Raw genomic sequence first — 6,414 nt, 5'->3', positions numbered from 1 at the left:
GCACCCGCACCGGCGACCGGCTCCTCGTGCTCACCACCACCGGGCATGGTGAAGGTCGCGGCGGAGTCCTCGGACGCGGGGTGCAAATCGGCCCACTGACACGCCGCCACCAACAGATCCGCCTCCGCAGCATCAGCCAGAGCACGACGCGAGCGGGCGTAGCCGAGCACCGCAGCAGCGGTGTCGGGAAGGTCGCTCGTCGTGATCGCCATAGGAGAAGTCAACCAGGGACCACCGACAGTTCGGGGCGCGCAAGGAGGGCCTGTGGACGACGGATCGGGGCGCCTCTATGACGGGGGATCAGCTCGGTATGGGCTCCACACGAGTGCCCAGCCACCGCCACCTGCACGAGATGACGCCATGTCCTGGCTGCGCCGCGCCGCCATCCAGTGCCTCGCCCGACCGCCCGGGAAGCACCGCCGAACGCGCGGAGACCGGTGGACGACCGATCCCGATGTCGATCGGGCCTTGTCTCGAGGCCCGTCGCCGGCGCTCCACCGGACCCAACCCGCGCACCAACCCCCGCCAGCGACGGTGTCCGGGCGGCCTATCGCCGACCCGCGCACGACACGTGCGTGTCGGCCGTGGGGCGGACCTCGAGGCGCTCGGGCTGAACCGGGAGGCCGCACACCACGCACGTCCCGTAGGTTCCCGCCTCCAGTCGCGCGAGCGCGGCGTCGATCTCGGCCAGCCGGGCCCGGGCATGCCGCGCCAGCGCCCCGACCTGCGAGCGCTCGAAGGCGATGGTCGCGCCCTCCGGGTCGTGCTCGTCGTCGGCGTTGGTGTCGCGGGAGGAGGCCACCACCTCGGCGTACTGGTCGGTCAGCGTCGCCAGGCGGGACACGACCTCGCGGCGGAGCGCGTCGAGGGTGGGGCCGGGGTCGGTCACGCTGCGTTTCTACCAAGGACCCCTGGCCGGGCGTGTGACCATGACGCCATGGTGCGTGGGTTGCTCGTGGTTGCGTTGTGTGCGGTGCTGCTCCCGTTCGCCCCATCGGCGCAGGCCGTGGTCGCCACGGTGACGTCCCTGACCGGCACCGCCGCCAGGGCAGGGGAGGCGGCCACGGTCACGGTCACGGTCACCGACGCGGCCGGTGCGCCGCTCGCCGGCGTCACGGTGACCGTCGAGCGGGCGGTCGCCGGTGCCTGGGGAGCGGTGGGGCAGGTCGTCACCGACCCGCAGGGCCGTGCCGTCCTCGCCGCACCGCTGGCCCGGTCGGTGGGGGACAACGTCTTCCGGGCGTCGTACGCCGGCGACGCGACGTACGCGCCCTCGGTCTCGCCCGACGTGCCGGTCGCCCTGGTCCGCCGCACGAGCACCCTGGCGCTGGACGCCCCGCGCAAGGTCGTCGACGAGCGGAGCGTCGAGGTGGCGGTCACCTGGCGCGCCGACTCCGGGGAAGGCGTGGCCGGACGCGTCGAGCTGCAGCAGCGGCGCCGGGGCCGCTGGGTGCCCCTCCAGCGCCTCACCACCGACGCCGCCGGGCGGGCGCGGGTGGCCTACGCACCGCGCACCGACGTGCGGATCCGGGTGGTCGCGACCCTCCTCGACTGGGTGGAGGGCGCCACGTCGTCGGTCCGACGCATCGACAACAGGCCCCCGATCAAGCCGGTCTCGCTGCCCCGTGGCGCCCCCAGGCCCCGCATCACGCTCCCGCCGCAGCAGCGCGCGGTGGGGGGCGGACCGAACCCCGTGGTCACGCCGATCCCCGACCGCACCTGGGACCAGATGACCGGCATCAGCTGGCACCCCGGCTGCCCGGTGGGCCGGGCCGGGCTGCGGCTGCTGCGCGTCAACTACTGGGGGTACGACGGCTACCGCCACCGCGGCGAGCTGGTCGTCAACGCCGGCGCCACCGGCCAGTTCGTCGGGGCGCTCAGCGAGATGTACGCGCGCCGGTTCCCGATCCGCGCGATGTACCGCGTCGATCGCTTCGGCTGGTCGCCCCGCCTACGCGGTGGCAACGACTACGCCTCGATGGCCGCCGGCAACACCTCGGCGTTCAACTGCCGCAACGTCGTCAACCGGCCGGGTGTGCGCTCACCGCACTCGTGGGGCCGCTCGCTCGACGTCAACACGTGGGAGAACCCGTTCCGCTCGGCCACCGGCCTGGTGCCCAACGCGTGGTGGCAGCCGCGCAGCGACCCCAAGGTGGCCTGGCGCTCCGGCAGCCACCCGGTGGTGCGGCTGATGCGGCGCCACGGGTTCAGCTGGACCTACGGCACCGGCGACTCCCAGCACTTCGACGCCCGCTCGGGGGGCCGGATCGTGCAGGACCTCCGCGGGCCGGCCTGTGCCGGCACCTGCCACTGACCCGGCTCAGGGCGTCCACCGGGGGTCGCGCCCGGCGAGGCCCAGGACCCGGTCGAAGGCCGGCGCGTCGTCGGGGACCTCGATCACGGGTCCGAACAGGTCGCCGCGTCCTGAGCCGTCGGGGTCGCCCGGCTCGGGAGAGACCACGGGCACCACCGCCTCGCACTCGGCGTCGGTCGGCTCGTACGGCTGACCGGTCGCCACGGCGAGGTCCCAGCCGTGCAGCAGCACCTCGTCGAGGGCCACCAGGCCGGCGACCTCGCCCGGCAGGTCGACCCCACCGGCCCGCGTCGCGCCGTCCCAGGCGGCAGCGTCCTGCCAGGCGGCCGCGAGCTCGCCGAGCAGCCCGTCGACCCGGGTGCGCCAGTCGTCGGGCAACGGCTCGCTCACCGGGCCCGGGGGCGTCGACGTGGTCGGCCCGTCCACCTTGGCCGCGGCGTCGCGGAAGGCGACGCAGAGGCCCATCAGGTGCTGGACCATCTCACCGACGGTGCTGCCGGTGGGTGTGGGGGCGTCGAGCTGGTCCTCGGCGATGCCGACGGCGACGGCGCGGGTGCGGTCGGTGGTCGCGGTGAGGTCGATCATGGCCCTCACGATGGCACGGTCGGGGCGTCGTAGTCTCGGGCGATGACGCCGTTCTGGATGAGTGCCTTCCTCGACGTGCCCGCCGCCGGCCACGCCCGCACGGCCGAGTTCTGGACCGGGGTGACGGGCACGACCCTCTCCGACCCGAGGGGCCCGGACGGCGAGTTCGCCTCGTTCGTGCCCGACGACGGCGACGTCCACCTGCGCCTGCAGCGGGTCGGCGACGGACCGCCGCGCCTCCACCTCGACGTCCACGTCGAGGACCCCAGGGACGCCGCCGACGAGGCGGCCGAGCGCGGCGCCCGCGAGGTCGCCGACCACGGCTTCGTCAACATGACCTCGCCCGGCGGCCTGTCGCTCTGCTTCGTCTCCCACCCCGCCTCGAGGCGGTCGGCGCCCCGCACCTGGCCCGGCGGGCACGCGAGCCTGGTCGACCAGGTGTGCATCGACATCGCCCCCGCGGCGTACGACGACGAGCTGGCGTTCTGGTCGGCGACCACCGGCTGGCCGGTGCACGACCGGGAGGGCCGCCCGGAGTTCGCCCGGATCGGGGCGCCCGCCGCCCACCCGCTCCAGCTCCTGATGCAGCGGCGCGACGACGGGGACGAGCCGACCTCGGCCCATCTCGACCTCGGCACGTCCGCGGGCGGCCGCCCCGTCGAGGTCGCCCGCCACGAGGCGCTCGGCGCGACGGTGCAGCAGGTCTTCGACGGCTGGACGGTGATGCGGGACCCGGCCGGGATGACCTACTGCGTCACCGACCACGCGGTGCGGTGATGGCCGCCGGGGTGAGGGACTGCGTCTTCTGCGCCATCGTGGCGGGGAGCGCCGAGGCCGAGCGGGTGCTGGAGGACGACGACTTCGTCGCGTTCCTCGACACCCGGCCGGTGTTCCGCGGCCACGTGCTGCTGGTGCCGCGCGAGCACGTGGCGACGCTGCCCGACCTGCCGGCACGGCTCCGCGACCCGTTCGTCGAGCGCGGTCAGCGGCTGTGCACGGCCATGGTCGAGGGGCTCGGCGCCCAAGGGTCGTTCGTGGCCGTCAACAACACGGTGTCGCAGTCGGTGCCGCACCTGCACCTGCACGTGGTGCCCCGCACCCGGGGCGACGGGCTGCGCGGCTTCTTCTGGCCGCGCACGAGGTACGCCGCCGGCGAGGCGGCGTCCTATGCCGAGAAGGTGCGGTCCGTCCTCTGACGGGGCCGCGGCACCTCCTGGCGCAGGCGCGGTCGCCCGGCCTCGACGTTCCCGGTGGCCAGGGCCGCGATCCACACGCCCGCCGCACCGAGCGCGGCCCCGGCGATCGCATCGACGAAGAAGTGCCAGCCCAGGTAGACCGTCGAGATCACCGTCAGCACCAGGAACACGTGGCTCGACACCAGGATCCACCGCGGGAGCCGGACGAGTTGGGCGATCAGCACCATCGTCACCATGATCGCGACGTGCAGCGAGGCGAACGCCGCGATGGTCTGCACGGCGCCGGTCGCGAACGGGTCGGCGAGCACCTCCACCCGGTCGCCCATCATCGACTCCTGCAGCGAGGTCACCATGGTGTGATCGATGTCGGTGAACTCCCGCGGCGCCGAGTAGACCGGGCCGAGCGAGGGCATCGCGAAGTACGTCGCCACGCCCAGCGCCCAGTCGACGGCCACGGCAGTGACGAACCACGACCCGGCCGCGCGGTGCCGGGTCCACACCAGGGCCACGCCCAGGGTGGTGGGCACCAGCACGATCCAGGCGACGTAGACGAGGGAGAGGAGCTCCGCCGTCCACGAGGTGCCCAGCCACTGGTGCAGGACCTCGGCCGGGTCGTTGCCCAGCCACAGCCAGCGGTCGAGGGAGGCCAGCTCGTTGTCCCAGAGCCGGTCGTTGACGAAGGGCACGTAGCTCTTGAGGTTGCGGAACGCCGCGTAGGTGGCGTACCACGTGACGACCCCGCCGAGCGCGAACGCCCACTGGGTGCGGTCCCACCGCTCGCGGGTGATCGTCACCACCGACTCGCGCCGCGCGATCGCCCTCGGCACGACGTCGAGGGCGAGCGCCGCGAGGACGATCAGCGGCAGCCGCACGTAGGTCGGCACGACGACGCCGTCGGGGTCCCGGACGGGGAGGTCCCAGCCGGCGGAGACGGTCATCATGGCGATCACCATGACGGCGCCGAGGACCCCGGCGAAGCGGAAATCGGGCTGGCCCACCCGGCCAGCCTAGGGCTTCAGCGGTCTAGGGTGGAGCCGATTTCCGCCGGGGCCGCAGCGCGCCCTCCCAACGCACGAGGAGTCAGCATGGGTCGCTTCGAGGGACGCGTCGCGGTCATCACCGGAGCCGCACGCGGCATCGGCAACGGGTGCGCCCGGCGCTTCGTCGAGGAGGGCGCGAGGGTCGCCGTCCTCGACCTCGACGAGGCGGCCGCCTCGCAGGCGGCGCAGGAGCTCGGCGAGGGGCACCTGGGCATCTGCTGCGACGTGAGCGACTCCGCCGCCGTCGACGCCGCCGTCGAGCGCGTCGTCGCCGAGCTCGGAGGCCTGCACATCCTCGTCAACAACGCCGGCGTCACCCGGGACAACCTGCTGTTCAAGATGTCCGAGGACGACTGGGACCTCGTCATGGGCGTCCACCTCAAGGGCGCGTTCTTGATGACCAGGGCGGCCCAGAGGCACTTCGTGCCCCAGAGGTACGGCAAGATCGTGAACCTCTCCAGCGTCTCCGCGCTGGGCAACCGCGGCCAGGCCAACTACGCCGCGGCGAAGATGGGCGTGCAGGGCTTCACCCGCACCCTCGGCATCGAGCTCGGCCCCTACGGCGTCAACGCCAACGCGATCGCCCCCGGCTTCATCGCCACCGAGATGACCGACGCCACCGCCGCCCGCCTCGGCGTCCCCGTCGAGGAGCTCCGTGCCAGGACCGCCGAGCGCAATCCGGTCAGACGCGTCGGCTTCCCCGAGGACATCGCCGCGGCCGCGGCCTTCCTGTGCAGCGACGAGGCGTCGTACATCACCGGCCAGACGCTGTACGTCGACGGGGGCGCCAAGCTCGTGAGCTGAGTGCGGTCAGCGCGCGGGTGGACTTCCACCCCGCCGCCTGTCTACAGTCCTGGGTTGCACCACCGTCCGCGGTACGCCGAGTCCTGCCCCACCGCGCGACGTCCCCCGAGACCAGAACTCAGGGGCAGGAGTGGGGGACCCACAGGTTCCACCGCCGGTCCGCAGCAGCACCGCGGACGGCTCGGGGTGAAGTCACGTGAGTGACGGAGCACTTTCCAGCTCCAACCCGACAGCTCACCTCACAGGCGTGGGAAAGGAACCCAACCATGCCTGCGACCACTCGCATGCTGCGCCTCTGCGCGCTCATGATCCTCTCGCTGGGCCTCGTGCTCGGCACGAGCACCCAGGTCGGCGCGGCCTCCACCGCGAAGGCCGGCGACCACAAGATCTCCAAGCAGGTCAAGAAGAAGCAGACCGTCAACAAGCAGGTCCTCCGCGCCGCGGGCGTCGCCCTGGGTCAGCGCGGTGACGGCTA

At 73.3% G+C, this 6,414-nt stretch carries 9 protein-coding genes and 1 riboswitch; of the genes, 5 read left to right on the top strand and 4 right to left on the bottom strand.

Translation table 11 applies throughout. The features are described 5' to 3' along the window. Both QZX64_RS09835 and QZX64_RS09830 read right to left on the bottom strand, forming a co-directional pair. Nucleotides 1-212, bottom strand: a 212-nt coding sequence (locus QZX64_RS09835) for a hypothetical protein (protein ID WP_295658920.1), incomplete at its 3' end; no start/stop codon positions are given. 335 nt (nt 213-547) lie between these two features. Then, nucleotides 548-889 carry a TraR/DksA C4-type zinc finger protein gene (locus QZX64_RS09830; protein ID WP_295658912.1) on the bottom strand — a complete coding sequence of 114 codons (342 nt, stop codon included), beginning with the start codon at nt 887-889 and terminating at the stop codon, nt 548-550. Between the two features lie 48 nt (nt 890-937). Here QZX64_RS09830 and QZX64_RS09825 point away from each other — a divergent pair, with 48 nt between their 5' ends. Continuing rightward, entirely contained in the window at nt 938-2,314 is a 1,377-nt protein-coding gene (locus tag QZX64_RS09825; protein WP_295658910.1) for an Ig-like domain repeat protein, read from the top strand. Nucleotides 2,315-2,320: 6 nt separating this feature from the next. Here QZX64_RS09825 and QZX64_RS09820 read toward each other — a convergent pair whose 3' ends face one another. Next, nucleotides 2,321-2,899: a TIGR03086 family metal-binding protein gene (locus tag QZX64_RS09820; RefSeq protein WP_295658907.1), complete on the bottom strand. Its 579-nt coding sequence runs from the start codon at nt 2,897-2,899 to the stop codon at nt 2,321-2,323. Nucleotides 2,900-2,941: 42 nt separating this feature from the next. On the opposite strand from QZX64_RS09820, the gene QZX64_RS09815 reads away from it, so the two are divergent. Together QZX64_RS09815 and QZX64_RS09810 are read left to right on the top strand one after the other, a co-directional pair. Continuing rightward, entirely contained in the window at nt 2,942-3,676 is a 735-nt protein-coding gene (locus QZX64_RS09815; protein WP_295658903.1) for a VOC family protein, read from the top strand. Between the two features lie 11 nt (nt 3,677-3,687). Further along, complete coding sequence (locus QZX64_RS09810; protein ID WP_295658901.1) at nt 3,688-4,095, top strand: HIT family protein; 408 nt, start codon at nt 3,688-3,690, stop codon at nt 4,093-4,095. Here QZX64_RS09810 and QZX64_RS09805 read toward each other — a convergent pair. Then, a complete protein-coding gene (locus QZX64_RS09805; protein ID WP_295658898.1) occupies nt 4,065-5,093 on the bottom strand; it encodes a phosphatase PAP2 family protein in 1,029 nt (342 codons plus the stop codon). The genes QZX64_RS09810 and QZX64_RS09805 overlap by 31 nt on opposite strands. An 87-nt stretch (nt 5,094-5,180) precedes the next feature. On the opposite strand from QZX64_RS09805, the gene fabG reads away from it, so the two are divergent. Then, a complete protein-coding gene (gene fabG, locus QZX64_RS09800; RefSeq protein WP_295658895.1) occupies nt 5,181-5,939 on the top strand; it encodes an SDR family NAD(P)-dependent oxidoreductase in 759 nt (252 codons plus the stop codon). Nucleotides 5,940-6,032: 93 nt separating this feature from the next. Further along, a riboswitch (cyclic di-AMP (ydaO/yuaA leader) is annotated at nt 6,033-6,200 on the top strand. A 5-nt stretch (nt 6,201-6,205) separates the two neighbouring features. Continuing rightward, on the top strand, nt 6,206-6,414 hold a 209-nt coding region (locus tag QZX64_RS09795), incomplete at its 3' end, for a hypothetical protein (RefSeq protein ID WP_295658892.1).

Origin of the sequence: uncultured Nocardioides sp., assembly GCF_902805925.1 — a bacterium.
Lineage (GTDB): Bacteria > Actinomycetota > Actinomycetes > Propionibacteriales > Nocardioidaceae > Nocardioides.
Note: the sequence above shows the minus strand (reverse complement) of the source record. Positions and strands in the feature narration are given on the sequence as shown.